This is a genomic window from Anaerocolumna xylanovorans DSM 12503, assembly GCF_900143645.1.
Taxonomy (GTDB): domain Bacteria; phylum Bacillota; class Clostridia; order Lachnospirales; family Lachnospiraceae; genus Anaerocolumna; species Anaerocolumna xylanovorans.
This window is the reverse complement of sequence record NZ_FRFD01000008.1, coordinates 250,616-274,225: the sequence shown is the minus strand read 5'-3', so window position 1 is coordinate 274,225 and position 23,610 is coordinate 250,616. Positions and strand designations below refer to the sequence as shown.

Here is a 23,610-nt window from a genome sequence, read left to right as displayed (position 1 = left end):
CCAACGGACTCTTTCACCGATAAAATAAAAGGTTATTGCACCACCTTTTTTATACAAAATATACCGTAAATCGAGTCTCTTTGTCAAGCTAATTTTTAATCACAAGTCCTTGAAATATCAGCCATTTCCTTGATTTCTGCCGCATTTCAGGATTTATTAGGATTAATTGACTATATGCGTTTTTAAAGCATTTCTGACTTTTATCAAGTTTAAATTAAAAATACATTAAAATAAAATTTTCCGCTTGATAAATATTAGGAAAAGGTATATGCTGATTGAGATTTTCTCCGGAAGTCTTTCATGATAGATAACGGGAAAAATCAAAAAATTATGCGTGTAAGAAAAGGTGAGATTGATGTATGACAATTTAAAAAGGGTGCTGATAGGTAAGCCCCTTAGAAACGAAGAATCCGATGCTCAGAAATATGGTATACTGTGGGGTCTTCCTATTTTAGCCAGTGATGCGATATCATCCGTAGCCTATGCTGGCCAGGAAATGCTTATTGTAATGCTTCCGATAGTGGGTATATTAGCTTATGACCAGCTGTCCTTAATCTCCGGGGCCATTATATTACTTTTGATGATTTTGACACTATCCTATCGTCAAACCATTGAGCATTATCCTAATGGCGGTGGTGCATATATCGTTGCTAAGGAGAACCTTGGAACCAAGGCCGGTGTAACGGCCGGTGCAGCCCTTTGTATCGACTATATTCTGACTGTCGCTGTTAGTGTTTCTTCCGGTGTTGAACAGATTACTTCTGCTTTTACTGCCTTTGAACCATATACTGTAATAATCTGTATTGCAATGGTTCTCTTTCTTATGATAGGAAACCTAAGAGGTATCAGAGAAGCTTCCAAGATATTCGGCCTTCCTGCTTATGCCTTTATGCTTGCACTTTTACTGCTGCTTATTTGCGGCTTTGCCAAAATAAAAGGCGGATATGTAGCTCCCGAACCCACAGTTCAATCTCTTGGCAAACCGATAACCCTTATCCTTTTACTGCGTGCATTTTCAAGCGGATGTACTGCTTTAACCGGTGTGGAAGCTGTCAGCAATGCGGTGCCAAATTTCAAATCGCCTGCAACAAAATACGCCAAAACCGTATTACTGTTATTATCTATTATTATACTGGTACTTTTTGGCGGAACATCCTTTCTTGCTAATATGTACCATGTTGTTCCCGGTGAAAGAGCCATGCTTGTACTCATTGCAGAGGAGGTATTCGGTCATAGTTTTATGTTTTATTATGTAACTATTACCACCTTTGTAATTTTAATTATGGCTGCTAATACTGCCTATTCCGGTTTCCCTCTTCTTCTTGCAGTTATGGCAAGGGAAGGATATGTTCCCAGACAGCTAAGTATGAAAGGGGACAGATTAAGCTATTCCAACGGTATCTTACTTCTTTCCGGTGTAGCAAGTGCTTTGATTATACTATTCAGGGCTGATGTCACTTCACTTATCGGCCTCTATGCTATCGGAGTATTCATATCCTTTACCCTGTCCCAGACCGGTATGTTAAGGCTGTGGCTTAGAACCAAGGGTAAAAATTGGATTCCCAAAGCATTTGTCAATGGTTTGGGTGCATTGGTAACCTCTGTTGCTGTAGTTATTATTGGTTTTACAAAATTCGAACAGGGTGCCTGGATTGTAATTGTACTTATTCCGGTACTAATTGTATTGATGTTCCATGTTAAGAAGCATTATGAAACTATACGTAAACAGTTAAAGGTAACCAATAAAACCTTAGAGCAGGCAGATATTTGTACCCAGAAGTATACCAACCGTGTTATCGTTCCTCTTTCCAGCGTAAATAAATCCAGTATCCGTGCACTAAAATATGGAAAAACCATTTCAGAAAATGTAACTGCTTTCTGCGTTGCAACGGATGAAGAAAGCGCTTCTAAGGTAAAGGATAAATACAAAGAACTTGGTACCGATATCCCGTTGATTATTAAATACAACCCTTACCGTAAGGTCGTTGAACCTCTGCTGGAATTTATAGAGTCTGCCGAATATGAATACAAAAAGGGCGATATCATTACCGTTATTCTTCCCCAATTTGTTGTGAAGCGCTGGTGGCAGAGACTTCTGCACAACCAGACAGGAAAATTCATTGAACGTAAATTATTAAAACACAAGCATATTGTTGTAGCAGTTATGCCCCTTCAATTAAACGATTAAACAATAAAAGAAGCCCTAAAGGAGATAGCCTTAGGGCTTCTTTTATTAGCTTGAAATGAATCAGTCATTTTGCTGTGTATAATTCCCATTGCCTCATTGATTTTCTAAAAGTACTGGAGTATAATCAGTTTAAATTAGTACTTAGAGCAAAGAAATAAAAAACAGGAAGGAACGCCACATAACTCTTTCGCTCTTAATTTTATGGCAACGCTGCAGTAATTTGCAGTAAGATGGGAATAAAAACATGAAATACTTAAGATTTCTCTTACTTTGTATTCCTCTTTCCATTGCTGGCTATTATTTGAAATGGAATTCAACAATTACTTTTTTTCTGGTATGTTTTGCTATTATACCCTTGGCAGGCTACTTGGGTAGTGCTACAGAAGAAATTGCCGCTTATACAGGACCCAAACTCGGAGGCTTTCTCAATGCAACTTTCGGTAATGCCACAGAGCTGATTATCAGTTTTTTTGCAATAAAAGCCGGCTTATATGATGTGGTAAAGGCTTCCCTCGTAGGCTCTATTCTGGGTAATATTCTTCTGGTGCTTGGCTGCAGCATTTTTGCCGGCGGATTAAAGTACAAGGAATTAAAGTATGATTCACAGCTGGGAAGTTTTACAGCTACCATGCTGCTCTTTGCTGTAATTGGACTTTCCGTACCTGCCGTTTTTACATATCATGTTGCAGAAGATCTGGTTTCTTCCAAATATGAAAATTTAAGCATCATAGCCAGTGTTGTTATGCTGTGTATTTATATCCTTGGTATGATTTATTCCTTTAGAACCCAGAATGATCTTTACGGAGTAGAACATGCAGAGGATATTGATTCCAAATGGAGTTTAAAATTAAGTACTGTCATCCTTGCAGTCTGCACTGTTTTTATTGCTTACGAATCAGAGCTTTTAGTTGACACTATTAAACCAATGACCTCCTCTGCCGGAATGTCACAGATGTTTGTGGGAATTATACTTATTCCTATTGTGGGAAATGCAGCGGAACACAGCACAGCCATTATCATGGCACTGAAAAATAAGATGGATATCGCAATTGAAATTGCTGTAGGTTCCAGTCTTCAGATTGCCCTTTTTGTAATTCCGATATCCGTTCTCGTAAGCTTATTCTTTTCACCAATGAGTATTGTTTTAAAGCCTGTTGAACTCTTCTTATTATTTTCCAGCGTGCTTATTGCCAATCAGGTGGTAAAATCCGGAAGGTCTAACTGGATGGAAGGTCTTAAGCTAATCTCTATCTACGGTATAGCAGCAGCCGGATTTTTTATCATCGGATAAAACAAAACCTATATTCCATGAAAGGATTTCTATTTATGACAGAAGAAATGCACAATCTTAATACGGATTTTAAAGAACTCTTTGCAGAAAACAAGCTTAACGAACTGATAAAGCTCTTAGACAAGACTTCTCCTGATACACTTTTTACAATTACTAACTTTAATTATAATATCGTAAGGGGTTATCTGGATTCAGCACAATTCGAACTGCTAAAGCAGTATATACACTTTGTGGCTTTTACGAGCTTCCTTTGTGAATATGCAGGTACCCGCCAAATTCTGGAGGAGCCGGATTTTAATTCCATGCTGCAAAGCTTTCATCATATTTTGGAATACATTCAGCAAAATAAATAAAACCATTCTAAAATCCTACACTTACTGAAGGAGACAAACTATGAAGCAGATAAAAAAAGCAGCGCTTGCGCTGATAACAGCGGCCACTCTTGCCCTGTCACCGGTTGCAATCCCTATTGTACCCGCCGTCAGCTATGCCACGGCAGCCACAGTAAAATTAAATACTACAAAAGCAACGGTATATACAGGAAAGACCGTCGCACTAAAAATTACCGGAACTTCCTCAAAAGTTAGTTGGACTTCCAGTTCCCCCAAAATCGCCAGTGTGTCAGGTAAGGGTGTTGTTACCGGTATAAAAGCAGGAAGTGCTACCATAACGGCCACTGTTAATAAGAAAAAATACACCTGTAAAATAACTGTAAAGAATAAAGTATCAAGACTTTCATCCAATATCTCTGCTATAACCTTGAATCAGGAAAGCTATGTAACAATAACATTGAAAAACTCTACCAAAGAAGATACTGTCCTTTACACCATCGCCGATAACGGAATAGTTTCCTGCAGATGGGGTGAATGGGCAGAAAAGGAAGACAACTTAAAGCTCTACCTCCTCCCCAAGAAGAAAGGTTCCACAACTATAACCGTAAAAACCAAAACCGGTACGGATAAGGCAACAATTAAAGTCACCGTTGGAACTGATGCCCGTAGTGTAGCGCCGGAAACTTCCAAGATTGCCGAAAAATGCTCTCCTTCCGTTGTACAGATAACCACAGATATCGGACTTGGTACCGGTTTCTTTATTGAAAAGGGCGTTATCGCCACAAACTACCACGTTATAAAAGATGCTACCTCTATAGCAGTAGCTCTTAACAACGGAAAAGAATATAAGATTGACACAATTCTTGGATACGATGAAGATTTGGATTTGGCTCTTCTAAGCCTTCCCGGTGTCGGCACACCTCTTACCATTAGTAAATTTGCTCCCAAAACAGGTGACACCGCTTACGCTATCGGAAGTCCTTTAGGCCTTGGCAATACTTTCAGCAAAGGCATTATATCAAATGCTTCCAGAATATCCGATAACGTAGAATACATACAAACCGATACCGCCCTTTCCTCCGGCAACAGCGGCGGCCCTCTCTTAAATATTTATGGTGAGGTTATTGGTATTAATACCATGCAATATTCGGAAGGACAAAACCTTAATTTTGCACTTAATATTACGCAAGTATACAGCATAAGTACTTTGGAACCGATTCCTGTCAGCAGCAGCAATAACAACGAAAATACCGACACGGACTACTCTAAGATTACAATAAAGGAAGACACCGCAAAAAGTGGGAATATTTCCACAGCACAGGATGTACCTGCCGGATATTATATTACGGGAAGCGTTGATCCTTCTGCAAATCCCGGTGTAAATCCCACCGGACTTGATTCTTACCGGATTACCCTTGATAAGTATTCCCGTATCAGTGTCCTGGCAGCTACGGCAACTTCCTATTCCTCAGATTTAAGTGGTTTGCATCTAAGTATAGCAGATTCCAACAATAAACCTATCCTGTATGAGTATACAGATGATGACGATGACGGATTCTTAAATGTATTTGCTGATTTACCAGCCGGTACCTATTACATACAGGTATCCGCCGTTGAGGGTAAAGTCTACGCTCCTCTGCCCTATTTTATCTATTACAACGTATATTAATATTTAAAGAAGCTGTTGTGCACAGCCCCTATAGGAATATCTGATTCTATAAGGACTGTGCTGCAACAGCTTCTTAGTTTATAAGCAATAACCTGGCTTATTTTTATTTACGGAAGAGTTTTTAATTTTGCACTGACAGTATTGGCAAAATCATAATTATTGCTGGCATCCCAATTAATTGACCAGGTCATTGCACCACGCAGTGAAGGATATGTTCTGGGCGGTTTATAGGAACCACCGCCTGTACCGGTTGTGAGACAATCAAGAGCTGCATTAACAACGCTTGGAGAAACATAACCGCTTCCTGCTCCCCTTGTAGAAGCAGGCAGTCCAAGACCAACCTGATCAGGACGAAGGCCATTTTCCAGCTGAATAGCTGCCAAAGCAGTTATAAAGTCCACAGAACCCTGGGAATATACCTTTCCATCCTGTCCTAACATACTGCCGGAATTATAATACTGGGTGTTTACAACGGTCAGGATATCCTTGATATTTAAAGCAACCTGGAAATATCCTGAATTAACAGACTGCATATCAAGGGTCTGGGGAGCCATTGTAATTATCAATCCGGAACCTGCCTTTTGAGAAAGCTGACGCAGAGCAGAGGTCATATAGGTTGCATTAATACCGTTCTCTAAGTCAATATCCACGCCATCAAATCCGTATTTTACCATGAGTGCATATACACTGTTGGCAAAATTCGTAGCTGCAGTCGCGTTGCTTACACTAACAGAACCGGTCTCACCGCCTACTGAAATTATTACCTTCTGTTTCTTTGCTTTAGCTGCTGCAATATCACTGATAAACTGCTGTTCCGTGTAACCGCCCAGCTTGGAAGCCAAACTGGAATCCAGTTTAAAGGTAACTTCTCCCTGATTGGCGGTTGCCTCTGCAAAGGCTATTGCTATAATATTATAAGTCTGCGGAACATCACTGATTTTTAAGCACTTCGCACCATTATCAAAGTTCTGCCAGTAACCCGTCAGAATATGAGTCGGAAGATTTGTATTATCCTTCGATATTGTATAGGATGCTGTTACAACTGCTGAATCCTTCAAATTAGGTGCTTTTGCAAATGCTTTGATTGTAGTGGTAGCTGTTAAGGTTATTACTCCGGAATATACCTTAGAGCTTGCTGTAGGCGCAGAACCGTCTGTGGTATAATAAATCGTTGCGTTACTTGTTACACACTTAAGTGTTACATCCACATTTCCATAGTAGGTTCCTTCTGCCGGTGTAAATACAGGAGATGCAACCGTATCATCTTTAATTATGGTATAAACGGCTGTAGCTGTTTGAGAATCATTCATACCGGAAAGGAACGCCTTCGCTTTCACTGTGGTAGTTGCTGCTATTGTAATAGCACCTTTATATTCCGTAGAGGAAGCTGAAGGTTCATCACCGTTTAAGGTGTAGCGGATAGTACTCCCGGCAGTGGAGCAGGCAATTGTCACAGTCTGTGAGGCGCTGTAGGTACCTCCTGCAGGGCTGATTACCGGTGTAGCCACTGTCTGGGTACTTCCGCCGCTGTATAATGACCAGAGAGCAGGAACTACCGGCGGCTCCCAGCCTGTAAGTGCCGTATGCCCCTGAACACATTTGTAGTTGCTGTCTCCATAGGAAACAATATCACCGGTTTTATAAGCAGTTCCTGCCTGCCATGCCGGATAAGCGGCCTTCACGCTTGCATGGAATGACATGGAAAATACCATTACAAACATGATAATAAATGCTGTTGCCTTTGTCAGCTTCTTTTTATTCATATTAACCTCTTTCCTGAATATTCAATCAGAGATTGAATATTCGATAATTGGTAGTTGAAAAAATATTTTTTTGTTTTTTCAACTTAACTCCTTTCGTGAATATCAAACTTTGATTTAATATTCCTGGCTTTATCTATTGTACTAAACTCCATAATGCCGGTACGGCAGCAGGGGTCCATCCTGCTAATGCTGTATGACCCTGTACACATTTATAGGTCTTTCCCTCATATGTTACCAGATCTCCGGTTTTATAAGCTGTTCCCGGTGCCCATGCTGCCGGCTGGTTGGAGTCTTTGATCGTATAAGTCTTGGAAATAGTAGCTGAGCTGGTATAACCGCTCTTAAATGCTTTTGCCTTTATCGTAGTTGTTGCACTTACGGTTAAAGGTGCTGAATAAAGAGCTGAAGAAGCCGTAGGCTCTGTACCATTCAATGTATAGCGGATTTCTGCTCCGGCTGTTGCACAGTTAATTGTTACTGTCTGTGCACTTGTATAAGTACCTTCCGCCGGACTGAATACCGGATCTGCCACTGTCTGTATAGGATTAGGATTTATCGTATAGACAGCTGTCACGGTTGATGAACTGCTCATACCAGTCTTGAAAGCTTTTGCCTTTACGGTTGTTGTGGCACTTATCGTAAGAGGTGATGAATACAGCGCAGAAGCAGCCGTAGGTTCTGAACCATCCAATGTATAGCGGATTTCTGCTCCCGCGGTTGCAGAACTGATACTTACGGTCTGTGTACTGGTATAAGTACCTGCTGCCGGACTGAATACCGGTGTCATAACAGGGCTGGAACCTATCGTATAAACGGCCGTTGCTGTTGTTGAATTATTCATACCAGCCTTAAATGCCCTTGCCTTTACAGTAGTTGTTGCACTTACCGTAAGAGGTGATGCATACAGAGCAGAAGAGGCGGTAGGCTCTGTACCATCCACTGTATAGCGGACTTCTGCTCCGGCTGTTGCACAGCTGATACTTACAGTCTGTGTACTGGTATAAGTACCTGATGCCGGGTTAAATACCGGTGTTGCCACTGTCTGGGTGTTACCAACCAGCTTTTGATAAGCCAGGGTGGTCAATTCAAAATCAGTGGTATCTCCGGAGATTTCCCATACAATCAGGCCGCCATAGCCATTGCTGTTAATATAATCACATCTTGCTGTTAAGGAAGTAGAATCCTCATAGCTTAAAACAATTCCCTGGGATGCATTATATAACCAGGGTGTCTTGGCATAGGTATCATCCCTGTATTTCACATAACCACCCTGGTTTTCCATGGTCTTTAAGGTGAAATAAGGATATTGGCCGCCCGGGGACTGCGGATTGTCCCAGCTGCCGGTTGCTGCTCCGGTTGCTGTTGCATACATACCGTTTACTCCGCCCGTAACACCTTTCCAGCCTCTGGAATAATAAGGTGAACCTACTAAAAGCTTCTCGGCAGGTATTTTATAAACATTCTGCAATGTCTTCATAGCAGAATCCGTGTTATACCTGTTCTTAATATCAACAGGTGATGTACCGGAAGGATCATTAGGATTTGCATAAAGAGGAGACTGATGGTTCGTTGTGTTTTCCCATGCTCCATGCATATCATAAGTCATAACATTTAACCAGTCCAGATACTGGGCATATACATCCGGTTCCTGCAATTCAAGCTTGTCATAGCCGGAAGGAGCCGCTATTGTCAATATTTTATTGCTTAAACCATTGTTATTATATGCCTGGCGGATTTCACGTAACAGGGAAGTGAAATTCTGCTTATCCTCCGGTCCTCCAGGGCATCCCCTGTCATACTGGTCATTCGGATCTGCTGCCCTGTTAATGCCGGGATATTCCCAATCCAGGTCAACACCGTCAATAAACGGATATTTTTTTAAGAAATCAATGACACTCTGGATAAATACTGCTCTGTTGGAAGCAGTGGCTGCCATTGCGTGGAAATTCTGACCCCTTGTCCAACCTCCGACAGATAAGATTACTTTTACATTCGGATAGAGATTTTTATAATATTTATACTCTCCGAAATGTCCTCTTAGCTGATTGGCGTCCCATCCTTCCGAATGGTCCATCATTTTATCAAAATCAGCAAAGGTATCTATGGATGCCAGCTTAAAGGAAGAATCGACCTCAAAAAAGGCATGGTTAATAACCGTGACTTTGTTCCATGGAATCATGCCAACGGTCATAGTGCGGTGGGCACTGTTATAAATTCCCCAATTTGGAAAATAAACAATAATGTTCTTTCCCGTGGCAGCCTTTACAGCCCCTGTTCCTGCAGGTATCATTGTTACCAGTAAGGCAAGTGACAATAGTACCCCTATTATTTTTTTAATACGCTTCATAAAATAAACCCCCTTCTTGTAATATACTTATCAGAAACCGCTTCTCAAATTTCTGATAAAAGGCGGTGCTTTTACCGCCGTACATCCCTATTACAGGAACGCATTCTGTTCCTATAATATATACTCATCATGGCAGATAATAACATCCTGATAAGACCTGGTTTTTATTCCAGGTTACTCTCCCCCCTTTCTTAATCAGGTATTGGCTGTTATTAAATGTCAGGTAAGCCGATACGAATATACTACTCCCCATGCATATCACAGGTTTGCCAGTAGTTTGCCTTTGGGTAGAATCTGAATACAAATAGAATCTTTACAAGCAGGAAACAAAGATAACCTGCAGCCAAGTATCCTATAATAATTAACCATATATCCGTTTAATGAGAGTCCCTCTATACACGCACTGTTCTCTCTTAAGGATCTGTCTTATCAACAAGGTTAAGAAATATAATAATTGCTGCCGGTCCAAGAAAGTATTATAAAAAATATCTCTGAATTATTTACATTATAGTATAATTTTGTCAAATTGTATTTGTATATTTTTGTTGTTTTTGTCTATTTATTGTCATTTTATAATTTTTTACACCTATTCCTATAAATAGTAAAAATCAAAATCAAATTTATTTAAAAGCAATTGGTATAGTAATGCCCTTGACCTGTCAATATAAAAGGCGTATAATGATGCTTTGCACGGTCACTATCATTTCCGTGAGAATAAATTGCAGGTGATCTATAATGAAGTTCAAGTTTCTTAGTCAAAATATGGAACAGCGCCGGGAGCTTATATTACACGGCAATGTCCTTCCAACCATTCTTATGCTATCCGTTCCGGCACTGATGATGGGTATTGTGCAGTCTATGATACCTGTTATTGACGGATTATTCCTGAATAACTTAGCAGGCACTAATGCCGCCAGCGCAGTTACTTATTGTACCCCAATAGTAAATATGACTTCCGCCCTGTCTCAGGGACTAAGCGTTGCAGGAATGGCTATCATCGGACAATCCAATGGCCGCGGTGATTTCAAAGGCAGCAGGCGTATCACAATTCAATTGGTTGTATTTGCTTTCATATTAGGTTTTATCTTAGCTCCGCTCCTGGTCGGTCTTGCTTTTCCCATATCGGCTCATGTAGATGGTGACATTGCACATAATGTGTTCTTATATATTTCACTAAATGCGCTCGTAATACCTTTCTCTTTTCTGGAATCCATCTATAATGCAATTAAAAACGCAAGCGGTAAGCCTGAGGATTCCTTTATCCGAATGATTATTATGCTGGTTCTTAAGATAATGTTTAACACCGTCTTTGTTGGCTTTCTCTCTATGGGACTTGTCGGCTCCGTTATGGCTTCCCTGGCATCCAATATCCTTATTACTTTCTGGATGTTCTATGAGCTGTTCTTAAAAAAGACCGGAGACAGACTGGAATTTAAAGGCTTTCATTTTGACCGTGATATCATAAAGCAGCTTTTACATATCGGCTTTCCCTCAATGCTCTCGAGCCTGATGTTAAACCTTGGATTCTTCTTAATCAATAATGAAGTGGAGAAGTATGGTGCAATTGTACTTAACGGCCAGGGTATTGCCAACAATATAACCTCGGTCTGCTTTATCCTTCCTTCCTCCTTTGGTTCTGCGGTTACTACCATGGTGAGTATGAACGTTGGAGCAGGTCAGAGTAAAAGAGCAAAGTTTTCCTGTCTGGTTGGCTGCATTACCAGCGCAATCACAGCTATTATTCTGATTGCGGTAATTGTCCCCCTTTCCTCTTATATAACTGTGCTGTTTACAAGAGAGCCGGAGGTACTTTCCATTGCCAACAGAGCCCTCCATATCTATACCTATTCCGTAGTAGGCTTTGGCGTATGTATGGTCGAACAGGGTGCCTTTATCGGCCTTGGTAAGACAAAGATAACTTTAGTCATAAGTTTGCTCCGTGTATGGCTTCTGCGTTATCTCTTCATCCTTGCAACAGAGCGCTATCTAAGCTACTACTCTGTATTCTGGGGAAACCTTTTCTCCAATTACATGGCGGCATTACTTATAACTCTGCTGATTCTAAGGGTAAAATGGAAATCGGATATTCACTAAGAATGGGACTGAATATTTTATTGGACGAAGCGGCAGTGATAAGTCCTGCATTATGCTTCTAAACGTAACATTCTAAGAAACAGTTCGTTTAGTACATCCCATTCTGCTTTTCTGTCGTCCGCCATCAGATTTACGTTTTCCTTATAGGTAGAAAGTTCCTTTTCAATATAATGATTCAATATATCAATTCTTTGACCTTTACCTGCTTCCGGTGTATTTACCTTTACTGCCAGTAATTTTTGAATCTCACACCTAATTTCATCCGGCAGTTCCAGTTTCATTAATTCCTCAAACAACACCGGCGGCGGAGCTGCCTTTTCTTTGATATACCTGCAGGCAAGAAGAGGACGTATTACATAAAAATACTTTTTATACTTCACTTCATCCTCCTGTAAATATTCCAGAAAATTTCCATTTGCTGTACCATAATAATGATACATGGCTGATTTTATGGAGAAATAATCACTTGCTGTCCTATAGATATCCTGCCACTCTTTTGTTGTGCGGTATACGATTGGAGAGTTACTCCATTCAAATAAGGTAGCATTGGATTTATGAAAGTGCTGCAATGCTTTCTTTAAATCCCAGCCATTGATATCAAGGGTTTCATCCAATTGCCATTCAATTACATCCCTCTCTTCCTTCAATCTAAGATAATCTTCCATCTTGCGGACATAAATAAAGCGGACATCATAGTCACTGTCCGGTGAAGCAAATCCCCATGCCCGGCTTCCGGATTCTACCGCATGCAGAATTTTTACTTTTTCTTTCTCTTCAATTTCATTTAACTTCTCATCAATTATCTTCGTTATCTCCGTCATCGTATATCACCCGTTATTACCCTTTCATTTATTCTTTCTACAAATGCCTCAACCTTTTCCATATCCGGATTATCTGGTAAAGACGTATGGGTGGTGGCGTAATCCAGCTTTTTCTCATAATCTGCTAATAACTTATAAAATTCATCGCTAAACGTCCCGTCTTCCTGCTGGTACTCTCCGCCACGAATGGCAAGCAAAAGATCATGTTCTTTTTCACGGTAAGTGATTATTTCCCCTTTTTCCAGAATGTCAATTGCCATCATAAATAGCCGTATCAGATGCATTGCGTGTTTATTAAGATGAGTATCATCTTTTTTATGATTCCTCTTGCCGATTTTATCATAGTCACGCACGACATTATGCATAACTGACCACATATTCTCATAATCTCTTAATGGATAGTGGGTGTAATTGGCATCAACAAAAATTTCTGTTTCAAACTCCGGATTTCCAGATTTATCAATGTAAAGCCGGATGGAACCGTTATCAAAGTTCCCGCGCTGCCTTTCAAAATCTTCCAGAGCATTCCTTACCGAGTTAAAAATATGTTTCTCTTTTTCACTTTGGGGAAATGAATCCCTTGCCAGGGCATTCTGCAGTCTTCGCAGCTGTGCATCGGCATATCCCCCGAAAGAACGCGCCGCACGTTTCGATAAAAATATACTTCTGTTATTCAGCAATTCCTGCCCAATATCCGATAAATACAAATAATATTCCGGTCTCATACCAAGAATTTCACAGGTATTTGGATTACATTCCAGAAGAAGCTTTACCATCTTATTAAAGGAATATATTACGGTATCGGTTTTATCATCCACATACTGCTCAAATTCAGTTAATCCCAGAAAATCCGATTTTCTATTCATGGTTATCCCTCTGATGTCCAAATCACTGCTATCATTATTGGTTCCATAGGAATAGCTGCCGCCTAATCCAAGCAGAATTACATTTTGCCCCAGATGAGGATTGGTATGAATGAAGTTATATTCTTCTTTCTTTAATATTTGCTTGAAATCCATATATGCTTCTCCTCCATAGTCTGTTTTATTATTCCATTCTCCCTGGTAATGTTATAATCATAGCATATAAAAAAATTAATAACAGGCTTGTATTGAAATTTGTGATTAAAAGTAAAAAGCCCCTTTAAGGCAGAATGGAGTGTAATTCCATTCTGCTTTAAGGGGCCAATTTATTAGCAATACTTCCAGCCTGGTAAATCCTATTACATAGTGCCTTTTGGCTTATTAATAAAGCTCAAGCTCATAAATTCTTGCAGCATTATCGGTGTTTTGGGTAGGTGTGGTAATATAAAGCCTTACATATCTGGTATTAAAGGCAGTTACAGTACGGTCGGTTATATTGGCGGTATTATTGGTAACAGTATCTACATCTACCCAGTTCGTACCATCCGTACTTTTTTGCAGTTTAAAATTCTTCGTATTCCAGGAAGAGGTTTCACCGCCTGCACCGGCATGCTTTACAACCCACCTGCTTATGTTATAATTTTGTCCCAGGTCTACTTTAAGCCATTTATCTCCTGTGGAAGTAGAGCACCATTTGCTGTTATTGCTTACAGAACCATCCACTGCCTTAGCAGGCGTTTCTCCTGTTACATACTGGTTTGCAGCAGCTGTTTTGTTAAGAGCAATATTTGTTCCTGTAGGCGGGGGTGTCACTGTACCAAAAGCAGAGTTTATAGCGTTTGCATAATCTGCAGTTGAATTGGGACTTGACAGTTTCATCATATCATCATACAGCCACATGAAGCCTCCAGCCGATGAATCCTTCCAGTTTGTCAGCCTGCTCTTAACTGTACTTGCCGAGTCACCTCCTGAGGAACTGTTCAGGCACCATAATCCCGGAATAACCTTTATTCCCATGGTTCTGCTCCATGATGCCGGGTCATTTCCTGAACCTCCGGCATAGCACTGAAGGTATACCCTGTCAACCAGGCTTCCGAGTTTTGTCTTAACGCTGCTCCAGAAACTGCTGTTTGTATACGGGCACAGCGTAACATTCTTATACCCTATTTGATTACACATTTGGCCAAAGCTTACGGCTGATGCCACGTCATAGCAGGATTCATCATCATAGTTTACAGCATCTGCACCGGTTGCCTCTTTCAGTGCTTTAAAATTCTTATAAAGAATTGAGTCGGAACCGGTACCTTGAGCTTTTATCAGGTCTCTGATATTTTCGAAATCTTTACAGCCCCAGGCTCCTATACTAACCTCAATGCGTTTTACGGAAGTTGGAGCCTGCTTTAGCGTAGCCCACTGTGTCTTCCATTCTGCCTTGCCCACATATGCGCCGCCGGAGCAAACTAAAGAGTCGTTCAATACCAGATCCCCATTGGCATTGACATGTACGGCCCATATCATTACGGTATTGAAGCCTGAAGCTTTCAGATCATTCATAACCGACTGTCCGCCCTGGTAGAAGGGTCCCCCGCCAAAAATGGCCGAAACCGGTTCGTCAGCAGCTATAACAGGTGATACGCCAAATAAAGTAACCATGCTAAAAACCATGCATAAAGAAATGAATGCACTTAGTATCTTTCTTCTCATAAACAAATACCTCCATCCTTAATTTTGAAAGAATTTTTGGAGCTTTCAGACTCCTGTTCAAAAAAGTTTTAAATCATTTCTTTACCCTCATAACCCCACCACCTCCATTTTCAAAGCTTCCGTTTCTTACCCCAATGTTTCAGCTTCTTCTGCAGCCCTGTGATAATCTTGACACAGTCTGCCTATTTCAAATAAATTACACCGATCATACTCTTAATACATGTCCCAAAAGAAAAAATAAATTTGACTTAATATGCACGAACCTTATTTCCATAATAAGACAATAACATGTTGGTAATAAATTGGAAACTTGAATAATCATAGAAATAATGTATAAATTCTAGAAACGGCTATAAATTTATACGATTCAGTATCCATATAACGCAAAAAAACCGGTCTTCCACAATTATTCAGTGAAAGACCGGTCCATATTATTTTTATTCTTCCCAACTTAAATCAAATAATTAATCCAGAACCAGGGAAGGTGCGGTATACACTCTTGCTTTGAATTCATTATCCAGCATATAGAGCCCTTTCGGGTCTCCGGCGAATAAATCATATCTTTTGATATTATCATCGGCATTCTTTTCTTCCTCGCCCTGCTCCTTAATAAACCAGTCAAGGAACTGCATGGTGCGGAAATCCTTATTCTTATAAGCCGCTTCATATATAGTATTAATAGATGCAGTTACAAATTGCTCATGTTCCAATGCCTTTGTTAAAGGCTCCTTAAAGTTCTTGTAACCACTCTCCGGACCTGCAATTTGCGTCAAAACAACCTGTTCACCGTTATTCAATAAGTACTGACGGAATAACAGGGCATGATCCCTTTCTTCCTGCATCTGAACGATAAACCAATGCTCAAAACCGTTCAGGCTCTGGTCCGCATAGTAATTTGCCATATCCATATAAAGATAAGCAGAGTAAAATTCTTTGTTCACCTGTTCGTTTAATAGCTTTGATACTTCCGGGTTTAACATATGCTTTCATCCTCTCTATTGTATTCTTTTAAATTATATACAAACTTCTTATGAAATATTTCAAAGGTTGTACACAATCTGATTATACCATATTTTTCTTCAATTGAAAATGCAATAAAGAAGGACTTTTAAAATTTATTTATACCTCTTATATATGTTATCTGCCATATCCTTTTAATAAAGCATAAAACAGTATCAACCCTACAGAGGGGTTGCAGAGTTTCATCTGCCTTATGCTTTATTAAAAATATATGTTAGCAGCATTTCGACTTGCTGTAGCTAAATTATAACAATTATTTACTACTTTGTCAATTATTTTTAAACTATTTCCAGTAATCATGGAATACCATTTTCAAATTCTTTATTTATGCTACTATTTATGGAAGAGGTGATTATATGGATATCGGCAAAAAAATTAAAAATCTGCGCCTTGGGAAACTCCTTACCCAACGTGAGTTAGCTAAAATGCTTGGGGTCAGCAAGTCCACCATGTCTAATTATGAGAGAAATATCACCACCCCCAGCCCTGATATCTTTATAAGCCTCGCTTCTTACTTTGATGTTTCGGTTGATTATTTTCTTAATGATAAACCGGATATTCCCAGAGATATTATTAAAGAAGAGGCTGCCTATCACGTTAATAAAGCTTTAAGTAAAGATGAGTGGAACGCTGTCAGTTATTACAGGCGTCTAAGCGATGAGCAGAAGGATTTTGTAAAGGGTCAGATGATACAACTGTATCAAAAAAGTACATCCGCAAACAAGAATTAAATCAGGTATCCTCCTTTACCGGAAAATACCTGGTTTTATTTATTTGTATCGTTTTTTTCTATTACTTTGTCAAATATTCTAGGATTATTTCCAGTATTAATAGAATACTATTTTAAAAAATCATATTTATGCTACTATTTATACCAGAGGTGATTACATGGATATTGGCAAAAAAATTAAAAGTCTGCGACTTGCAAAATCCCTGACTCAGAGCCAATTAGCCGAAATGCTTGGAGTCAGCAAATCTACTATGTCCAATTATGAACGCAATATCAGTACCCCCAGTCCCGATATCTTTATAAATCTGGCTTCTTATTTTGACGTTACGGTTGATTACCTTATGAACGACAACCTGGATGTATCTAAGGATACTATTAAAGAAGGTGGTGCCTATCATTCTGATAAAGCTTTAAGTAAGGATGAATGGAATGCTATCAGCTACTATAGACGTTTAAATGATGAGCAGAGGGATTTTATAAAGGGCCAGATGATACAGCTGTATCAAAAAAGTTCTTCTGCCAATAAGAATTAAATCAGGTGCCTCCCGGCAGGAAAGCACCTGATTTTTTATTTATTTGCTTTGATATAATTCTATAAATGCATCATCAAATTCCCTTGCCAGCTCAAGTATTTCTGTATGATTTACCGAACCTCCATAAAAATTCAACAGCTTATGAAGCTCTTGCCGCTTCTTTTCAATATAAAAATACCTTAGTTTTGAGCACTCACCTACATTAACCGGATTACTATACCTACTCTTGTAAAGCTTGTTACCTTTCGCTTCCATTGTCTTATCCTCCTCCAACCGTATTTTATGTCCCCCTTACATCCCCAAAACCCCTGTAAATACTGTCGAACAACGATATTAAATTAGTAAAATCCGTTATTTTTAATTTGCTTCCCAAGCAAGTCTTATATATTATATAATATACATATTTTTCTTTTTTTTCAAGTGTTTTCACTAAATATCTACACAAATTTACAGCAGCACCGTGATGCAGCTTTTAATTTATTTCCTAAGTCTGTACAAATGTTTTTATTTGAGTTAGAATGTACTTATTATTGTAATAAAAACAGGAGGTGTTTATGCTTATCACATATATTCACCACAGTTGTTTTAGCGTGGAAACGGAACAATCTGTGTTTCTCTTTGACTATTATAAAGGTAATATCCCCAGTTTTCCGAAAGAAAAACACCTTTTTGTATTATCCAGCCATTCCCACCAGGATCATTTTAACCACGATATTTTTAAATTATTAAATGACTATCCACAAATAACATATATTTTATCCAAAGATATCCACGTAAGAAAATCTTTTTTTTCTGACCCTGATGCTTATGAAAATGCCAAAAATCATATAATTACTATCGGTAAAAACGAATCCCTTACTTTATCCTCCTCCCTTACTCTTGAAACCTTTCGTTCAACAGATAAGGGTGTAGCATTTTTTATAAATGAAGCCGGACATACTCTCTATCATGCCGGTGATTTGAATTGGTGGGTATGGAAAGAAGATACAAACGCCGATTACCAGAATATGACTAAAAATTTCAAAGAAGAGATTTTAAAGCTTAACGGCAGAAATATAGAGATTGCTTTCCTTGTACTGGACCCAAGGCAGGAGGAGCTTTATTCTCTTGGCTTTGATTTCTTTATGAAAAATACCAATACTTCTTATGCTTTTCCGATGCACTTTTGGAAAGACTACAGTGTAATAGAAAAATTTAAGACTTCCGATGAAGCTCTTTCTTATAAAGATAAGATTATAGAGATTACAGAGGAGGGCCAGACCTTCCATATTACGGAAGCAGAAAGGACTTTGCTATGAAATTCAAATTTGCTCACAATAATATTAATGTACTTGATCTTAATAAATCCATTCAGTTTTATGAGAAAGCTTTAGGTTTAACAGAAACCCGCCGTATCGAGCCGGAGGACGGCAGTTTTATCATCGTTTATCTCGGAGATAAGGAGACCTCACATTTACTGGAGCTTACCTGGCTTAGTGACTGGGACCACCCTTATGATTTGGGAGACAATGAATTTCACTTAGCTTTTGTTACGGATGATTATAATGCTGCCTATAAAAAGCACAAGGAAATGGGCTGTATTTGTTATGAAAACCCTGCCATGGGCATTTATTTTATTAATGACCCGGACGGTTACTGGCTGGAGGTAATTCCGGCAAAATAGTTTTCAGGAGGTATTTCATGGATATCAATTATGAGCTGTATAAGGTATTTTATTATGTAGCAAAGACATTAAGCTTCTCCGAAGCTGCCGCTTCCCTCTATATATCCCAGTCTGCCGTAAGCCAGTCCATTAAAGTCCTGGAGGGCAACTTAAACCAGACTCTTTTTCTTAGAAGTACCAAAAAGGTTTCTCTCACCAAGGAAGGCGAGCTGTTATTTAAGCATATAGAGCCGGCTATTAATCTCATCAGCAGAGGTGAAAACCAGCTTTTAGAAGCTTCCTCCCAGGGTGAGAGCCAACTTCGTTTAGGTGCCAGTGATACCATATGCCGCTATTATCTGGTTCCGTTTTTGGAGGATTTTCACCGGAAATATCCCAAAATACACATTAAGGTAACGAATGGTACTTCCTTTCAGTGTGCCAAGATGTTAGAAAACAACGAAGTAGATATTGTTGTCACCAATTCTCCGAATTCTTCTCTTATAAACAGTATGCACATTGAAACTGTTCTGGAATTTAACGATATTTTTATCGTAAACAAAGAATTCTTTGCCGTAAAAGAGGAACCTCTTTCTTTAGAAGAGCTGCTTGCATATCCTATTCTTATGCTTACGAAACACTCTACTACCAGTGAATTTCTCCATAACCTGTTCCAGCAGCATTCTTTGGATTTGGTTCCTGCCGTAGAGCTAAGCAGCAATGATTTGCTGATTGATCTTGCGAAAATTGGTCTCGGTATTGCCTTTATTCCGGATTTTTGTTATAAAAAGGATGCTTTAAACCATCTGGAACCGATTGAATTAATCGAAACTCTGCCGGGCAGAAGACTGGTAGCTGCCTATAATGAAAACATTCCGCTTTCAAATGCAGCCAGGTATCTTATCGAACAGCTTACCTGCCAATCAGATAGCCTTTCATAGATGCTATGGGATATTTATCACTAAAACATGCTCCCCTTGCAGCAACTTTTTTAATATTTTGCCGCAAGAGGAGCATATTACTTAAGACCTGCTCTATATTTTCCTCGTTCAATTTCCTTTGCTGCTTAAGGGATTGCTTCGCTCTTCAAAGAAGGCACCGTTATCCGGATTACACTCTGACTGCGGCTCATAAGCTGCCTTATGCACCATGGCAGAGCCTACCTTAATGTCCCTGGTCTGATTATCTTTATCTTCCGTTCCTTTTGGTTCTTCCCATGAAGTCACCTTTACATTGTTTTTCTTCGCAGTATTTTTTTCCATAGGATACTTCCTTTCTGTTTCGCTTTGTCTGCTTGCCGCAAACTTAGTATCTCCGAAAATTCTACGATATATCACGGAAAAACATTTGCTTTCTTGTTTTTCACCGCGAAAAATGGTATCATAAGGTGAAAAATAAAAACATAATTGAAAAATACTGAAAGGATGTGGTTCTTTGATTAAATCGGTATTTTCTATTGACCTTCCGGTATTAGAGAGCATGCATATATGGAAAAACCGTCTTGAACCCCTTAATAAAACCGGCAATGAAAAGCGTATCTGCATCGTATCAGGTATCCACGGCGATGAGCTGGAGGGTCAATATATCTGCTACGAAATAATTCGCCGGATTCAGACAAATCTGCATCTCCTCCATGGAATTATTGATATATATCCCTGTCTTAACCCTTTAGGAATTGAATCTCTCACCAGAGGTATCCCAGCCTTTGACCTTGATTTAAACAGATGCTTTCCGGGAAATAAAAACGGTGATATGGCTGAAAATGCCGCACAGGCAATAGTAGAAGATATACTGGGAGCCGAACTTTGTGTAGACCTTCACTCCTCCAATATATTCCTGCGCGAAATCCCGCAGGTTCGTATGATTGAAGAAAATGCTAAGATGCTCCTGCCCTATGCCAAGCTGTTAAACCTTGACTTTGTATGGGTGCATCCTTCTGCTACTGTACAGAATGCGACTCTTACCCATGCACTTAATTCCAGCGGCGTTCCTACCATAGCAGTGGAAATGGGTACCGGCATGCGTATTACCAATCAGTTCGGAGACCAGATTACAGAGGGTATCTTCTGTCTGTTAAAGGAGCTTGGCATGTGGGACGGTGAAGTTATCACACCCAAAACTCCTATTATATCCTCCGAAGGACAGAGTGAGGTTACTATGGTCCATGCCAATGCTTCCGGTATCTTTCTTCCGGCGGTAGAACATTGGATGGGAATAAAAGAGGGTGAGGTAATCGGTGATATTGTAAACAGCCTGACCGGAGAAATCAACCAGCATATTCTGGCTCCCTGCGGCGGCATGGTATTTACCTTAAGAGAATATCCTGTGGTTAATGAAGGCTCTTTAATCGTCCGGATTCTGGGAGGTGATTTTTCATGATAAAGGATACGGTATATTCACTTACATCTCCTTTTCGCGGAGATATGAAAATTTCTGCATACCATTTCGGAAAAGGCGAAAAATCCGCCTGCATTGTAGGTCCTACCAGAGGTAATGAGGTTCAGCAGCTCTATATCTGCTCTCAGATTGTAAAGACTCTTGGAAGGCTTGAGAAGACAGGAAATATTATAGCCAATAATGAGATTATGGTAATTCCTTCTATCAATCATTCCTCTATCAATGTGGAAAAACGCTTCTGGGCTATGGACAATACGGATATTAACCGTATGTTTCCGGGAGAGGCAGAGGGAGAGACCACAAAAAGAATTGCTGACGGTATTTTCCAGGCAGTGAAGGGTTATAATTATGGTATTCAGTTTGCAAGCTTTCATACGCCCGGGGATTTTATTCCCCATGTCAGAATGATGGAGACAGGCTATCAAAATACCAGCCTTGCCAATCTCTTCGGCCTGCCTTACGTAGTTACCAGAAAGCCCCGCCCTATCGATACGGCAACCTTAAACTATAACTGGCAGATGAACGGAACCAATGCTTTTAGCGTATATACTTCTGCTACCGACCATATTGACGAAAGATCCGCTAACCAGGCTGTCTCTTCCGTGCTTCGTTTTCTTACAAGAATGGGTATTATCAGGTATAACTGTCACAACGGTTTTATTGCAACTACTCTGGAAGAGGAAAGCTTAATGTCCATCCGTGCTGACGTATCCGGTATCTACAGGCGTTTTAAAGAACCGGGCGAAGAGGTCTACTTCGGAGATCTTTTAGCGGAGGTCGTGGATCCTATTGAAGGGGAGGTAATATCACAAATCATTGCTCCCAGTGACGGCATTATTTTTTTCGCCCACAGAAAACCTCTGGTAATTGAAAACTGTACGGTATATAAACTTATTCGCAGACTTCATGAATAAAGGCTTAAGTTTATCTTAAAACGGCGGATATAACTTGACTTATATAGAAAAAGTATTAAAATGGATATATGTGCCGCTATCTATAATTGTGCATGAATCACATATAATGGAGGAAACACCGTGAAAAAATCAAAAAGAATCATATCCCGTCTGTTAATTGTTACATTAATAGCAGGAATGATGTTGGCTGCCGGCTGCAGCAAAAAGACAAGCTCTACCGGTGATCTGGTAGTAACCATTAACGACGAGAAACTTTACATGCAGGATATGATGTATTTCATATACGCCATGGAAGCTCAGGGACAGATGTATGCCCAGTATTATCCTGGTTATTGGGATATGGATATCGAAGGCGTTACCATGAGAGAGCAGATGAAGCAGAGCGCAATGGATGCCGCCGTTATGTGGGAAATCCTTTACCTTAAGGCAAAAGATGCAAAGTACAGCCTTACTGATGATGAAAAGGCAACGATTAAAACCAATGTAGAATCTGTAATGACTTCTTTAAAGGATAAGAAAGAGCAGTTAGATTTAACGGGATTCACTACGGAAAATCTTACAAAGGCACAGGAAAAGCTGCAGATTGCAAATAAGTATTACGAGTTTGTTGTTGACGGTTTAAATATTAAGGAAGATGATGTAAAGTCTACCGTTGACCGCGATAAATACAGACAGTACAATACGGAATATCTGTTTGCTGCCACTACAAAATATGAGGATTCTAAAACAGTTGAACTTTCCGATAAGGAAAAAGCTGCTGCTAAGGCTTCTATTGACAAGGCTTTAACAGAAGTAAAAGCAGGTAAAGAATTTGCCGATATCGTAAAAGAGGACGACAGCCTGACTACAAGCACTCTTAACTTTGTAAAGGATGATGGCAAAGCAGATGAAGCTTATCAGACCGCTGCCTTAAAGCTTAAGAATGATGCTGTAGCCGATAGCGTTATCGAAACAACCGCCGGTTATTACATCATAAAAATGAAGGATAACAACAACTCTGAAAGCTACGATGCCGCAGTCAAAGAAGCTGTAACAAAGGCAGAGAATGATGCTTTTACAAAGAAATATGAAGATGAGATCAAAAAGGATTACAAGATCACAGTAAATGATAAAGTATGGTCTAAGATAGTAATGGGTGAAACAACGGTTCCCAAAGCAGAGAGAATAACCTCAACACCTACCCCTGCTGCAACCGATACTCCTACACCTACGGAAAGCACGACAAAATAATACAAAAAGCAACAAACTATACCCTGATGGTTGAACACAGAAAAAGAGATCGTGTTTAACTATCAGGGTATT

The 23,610-nt window shown here is 39.7% G+C and carries 21 protein-coding genes; 13 read left to right on the top strand and 8 right to left on the bottom strand.

What is annotated here, in order from left to right:
- Positions 1 to 355: 355 nt before the first annotated feature.
- The 4 genes from BUF11_RS14800 to BUF11_RS14785 all read left to right on the top strand — a co-directional run bounded on the left by BUF11_RS14800 (position 356) and on the right by BUF11_RS14785 (position 5,480).
- Positions 356 to 2,188 carry an amino acid permease gene (locus BUF11_RS14800; protein ID WP_073589616.1) on the top strand — a complete coding sequence of 611 codons (1,833 nt, stop codon included), beginning with the start codon at positions 356 to 358 and terminating at the stop codon, positions 2,186 to 2,188.
- A gap of 244 nt (positions 2,189 to 2,432) precedes the next feature.
- Positions 2,433 to 3,479 carry a calcium/proton exchanger gene (gene cax / locus BUF11_RS14795; protein ID WP_073589615.1) on the top strand — a complete coding sequence of 349 codons (1,047 nt, stop codon included), beginning with the start codon at positions 2,433 to 2,435 and terminating at the stop codon, positions 3,477 to 3,479.
- 35 nt (positions 3,480 to 3,514) lie between these two features.
- A complete protein-coding gene (locus tag BUF11_RS14790; protein WP_073589614.1) occupies positions 3,515 to 3,832 on the top strand; it encodes a hypothetical protein in 318 nt (105 codons plus the stop codon).
- Between the two features lie 40 nt (positions 3,833 to 3,872).
- A complete protein-coding gene (locus BUF11_RS14785; RefSeq protein ID WP_073589613.1) occupies positions 3,873 to 5,480 on the top strand; it encodes a trypsin-like peptidase domain-containing protein in 1,608 nt (535 codons plus the stop codon).
- Positions 5,481 to 5,587: 107 nt separating this feature from the next.
- On the opposite strand, the gene BUF11_RS14780 is transcribed toward BUF11_RS14785, so the two are convergent.
- The gene (locus BUF11_RS14780; protein WP_073589612.1) at positions 5,588 to 7,243 is read right to left on the bottom strand and encodes a chitinase; all 1,656 of its coding nucleotides are present in this window, start codon (positions 7,241 to 7,243) and stop codon (positions 5,588 to 5,590) included.
- A gap of 133 nt (positions 7,244 to 7,376) precedes the next feature.
- On the bottom strand, positions 7,377 to 9,590 hold the full coding sequence (locus BUF11_RS14765) for a glycosyl hydrolase family 18 protein (RefSeq protein WP_084558676.1): 2,214 nt from the start codon (positions 9,588 to 9,590) through the stop codon (positions 7,377 to 7,379).
- Between the two features lie 735 nt (positions 9,591 to 10,325).
- Here BUF11_RS14765 and BUF11_RS14760 point away from each other — a divergent pair.
- The gene (locus BUF11_RS14760; protein ID WP_073589611.1) at positions 10,326 to 11,684 is read left to right on the top strand and encodes an MATE family efflux transporter; all 1,359 of its coding nucleotides are present in this window, start codon (positions 10,326 to 10,328) and stop codon (positions 11,682 to 11,684) included.
- A gap of 50 nt (positions 11,685 to 11,734) precedes the next feature.
- Here the strand turns inward: BUF11_RS14760 and BUF11_RS14755 are convergent, their stop codons facing one another.
- The 4 genes from BUF11_RS14755 to BUF11_RS14740 all read right to left on the bottom strand — a co-directional run bounded on the left by BUF11_RS14755 (position 11,735) and on the right by BUF11_RS14740 (position 16,052).
- Positions 11,735 to 12,505: a nucleotidyltransferase domain-containing protein gene (locus BUF11_RS14755; RefSeq protein ID WP_073589610.1), complete on the bottom strand. Its 771-nt coding sequence runs from the start codon at positions 12,503 to 12,505 to the stop codon at positions 11,735 to 11,737.
- Positions 12,502 to 13,524 carry a nucleotidyltransferase domain-containing protein gene (locus BUF11_RS14750; RefSeq protein WP_073589609.1) on the bottom strand — a complete coding sequence of 341 codons (1,023 nt, stop codon included), beginning with the start codon at positions 13,522 to 13,524 and terminating at the stop codon, positions 12,502 to 12,504. Before BUF11_RS14750 ends, BUF11_RS14755 begins: the two co-directional genes overlap by 4 nt.
- Before the next feature lie 225 nt (positions 13,525 to 13,749).
- Entirely contained in the window at positions 13,750 to 15,072 is a 1,323-nt protein-coding gene (locus tag BUF11_RS14745; protein ID WP_073589608.1) for a discoidin domain-containing protein, read from the bottom strand.
- A 464-nt stretch (positions 15,073 to 15,536) separates the two neighbouring features.
- Positions 15,537 to 16,052: a ferritin gene (locus BUF11_RS14740; RefSeq protein WP_073589607.1), complete on the bottom strand. Its 516-nt coding sequence runs from the start codon at positions 16,050 to 16,052 to the stop codon at positions 15,537 to 15,539.
- Positions 16,053 to 16,448: 396 nt separating this feature from the next.
- On the opposite strand from BUF11_RS14740, the gene BUF11_RS14735 reads away from it, so the two are divergent.
- Both BUF11_RS14735 and BUF11_RS14730 read left to right on the top strand, forming a co-directional pair.
- A complete protein-coding gene (locus tag BUF11_RS14735) occupies positions 16,449 to 16,823 on the top strand; it encodes a helix-turn-helix domain-containing protein (RefSeq protein ID WP_073589606.1) in 375 nt (124 codons plus the stop codon).
- Between the two features lie 157 nt (positions 16,824 to 16,980).
- The gene (locus BUF11_RS14730) at positions 16,981 to 17,355 is read left to right on the top strand and encodes a helix-turn-helix domain-containing protein (RefSeq protein ID WP_073589605.1); all 375 of its coding nucleotides are present in this window, start codon (positions 16,981 to 16,983) and stop codon (positions 17,353 to 17,355) included.
- Between the two features lie 39 nt (positions 17,356 to 17,394).
- Here the strand turns inward: BUF11_RS14730 and BUF11_RS14725 are convergent, their stop codons facing one another.
- On the bottom strand, positions 17,395 to 17,610 hold the full coding sequence (locus BUF11_RS14725) for a hypothetical protein (protein ID WP_073589604.1): 216 nt from the start codon (positions 17,608 to 17,610) through the stop codon (positions 17,395 to 17,397).
- 299 nt (positions 17,611 to 17,909) lie between these two features.
- Here BUF11_RS14725 and BUF11_RS14720 point away from each other — a divergent pair, with 299 nt between their 5' ends.
- From BUF11_RS14720 to BUF11_RS14710, 3 genes are read left to right on the top strand one after another with little or no spacing between them, the layout of a single operon-like run.
- Entirely contained in the window at positions 17,910 to 18,653 is a 744-nt protein-coding gene (locus BUF11_RS14720; protein WP_073589603.1) for an MBL fold metallo-hydrolase, read from the top strand.
- Positions 18,650 to 19,018, top strand: a complete 369-nt coding sequence (locus BUF11_RS14715) for a VOC family protein (protein WP_073589602.1) — start codon at positions 18,650 to 18,652, stop codon at positions 19,016 to 19,018. Before BUF11_RS14720 ends, BUF11_RS14715 begins: the two co-directional genes overlap by 4 nt.
- 17 nt (positions 19,019 to 19,035) lie before the next feature.
- On the top strand, positions 19,036 to 19,938 hold the full coding sequence (locus BUF11_RS14710) for a LysR family transcriptional regulator (RefSeq protein ID WP_073589601.1): 903 nt from the start codon (positions 19,036 to 19,038) through the stop codon (positions 19,936 to 19,938).
- 108 nt (positions 19,939 to 20,046) lie between these two features.
- Here the strand turns inward: BUF11_RS14710 and BUF11_RS24075 are convergent, their stop codons facing one another.
- Entirely contained in the window at positions 20,047 to 20,259 is a 213-nt protein-coding gene (locus BUF11_RS24075) for a hypothetical protein (RefSeq protein WP_139243419.1), read from the bottom strand.
- 172 nt (positions 20,260 to 20,431) lie between these two features.
- On the opposite strand from BUF11_RS24075, the gene BUF11_RS14700 reads away from it, so the two are divergent.
- From BUF11_RS14700 to BUF11_RS14690, 3 genes are all read left to right on the top strand, one after another.
- Positions 20,432 to 21,376 carry a M14 family metallopeptidase gene (locus tag BUF11_RS14700; RefSeq protein ID WP_073589599.1) on the top strand — a complete coding sequence of 315 codons (945 nt, stop codon included), beginning with the start codon at positions 20,432 to 20,434 and terminating at the stop codon, positions 21,374 to 21,376.
- Positions 21,373 to 22,308, top strand: a complete 936-nt coding sequence (locus BUF11_RS14695; RefSeq protein WP_073589598.1) for a M14 family metallopeptidase — start codon at positions 21,373 to 21,375, stop codon at positions 22,306 to 22,308. Before BUF11_RS14700 ends, BUF11_RS14695 begins: the two co-directional genes overlap by 4 nt.
- A 120-nt stretch (positions 22,309 to 22,428) precedes the next feature.
- Positions 22,429 to 23,538 (top strand): peptidylprolyl isomerase, encoded by a 1,110-nt coding sequence (locus BUF11_RS14690; protein WP_073589597.1) that lies wholly within the window; start codon positions 22,429 to 22,431, stop codon positions 23,536 to 23,538.
- Positions 23,539 to 23,610 lie beyond the last annotated feature (72 nt).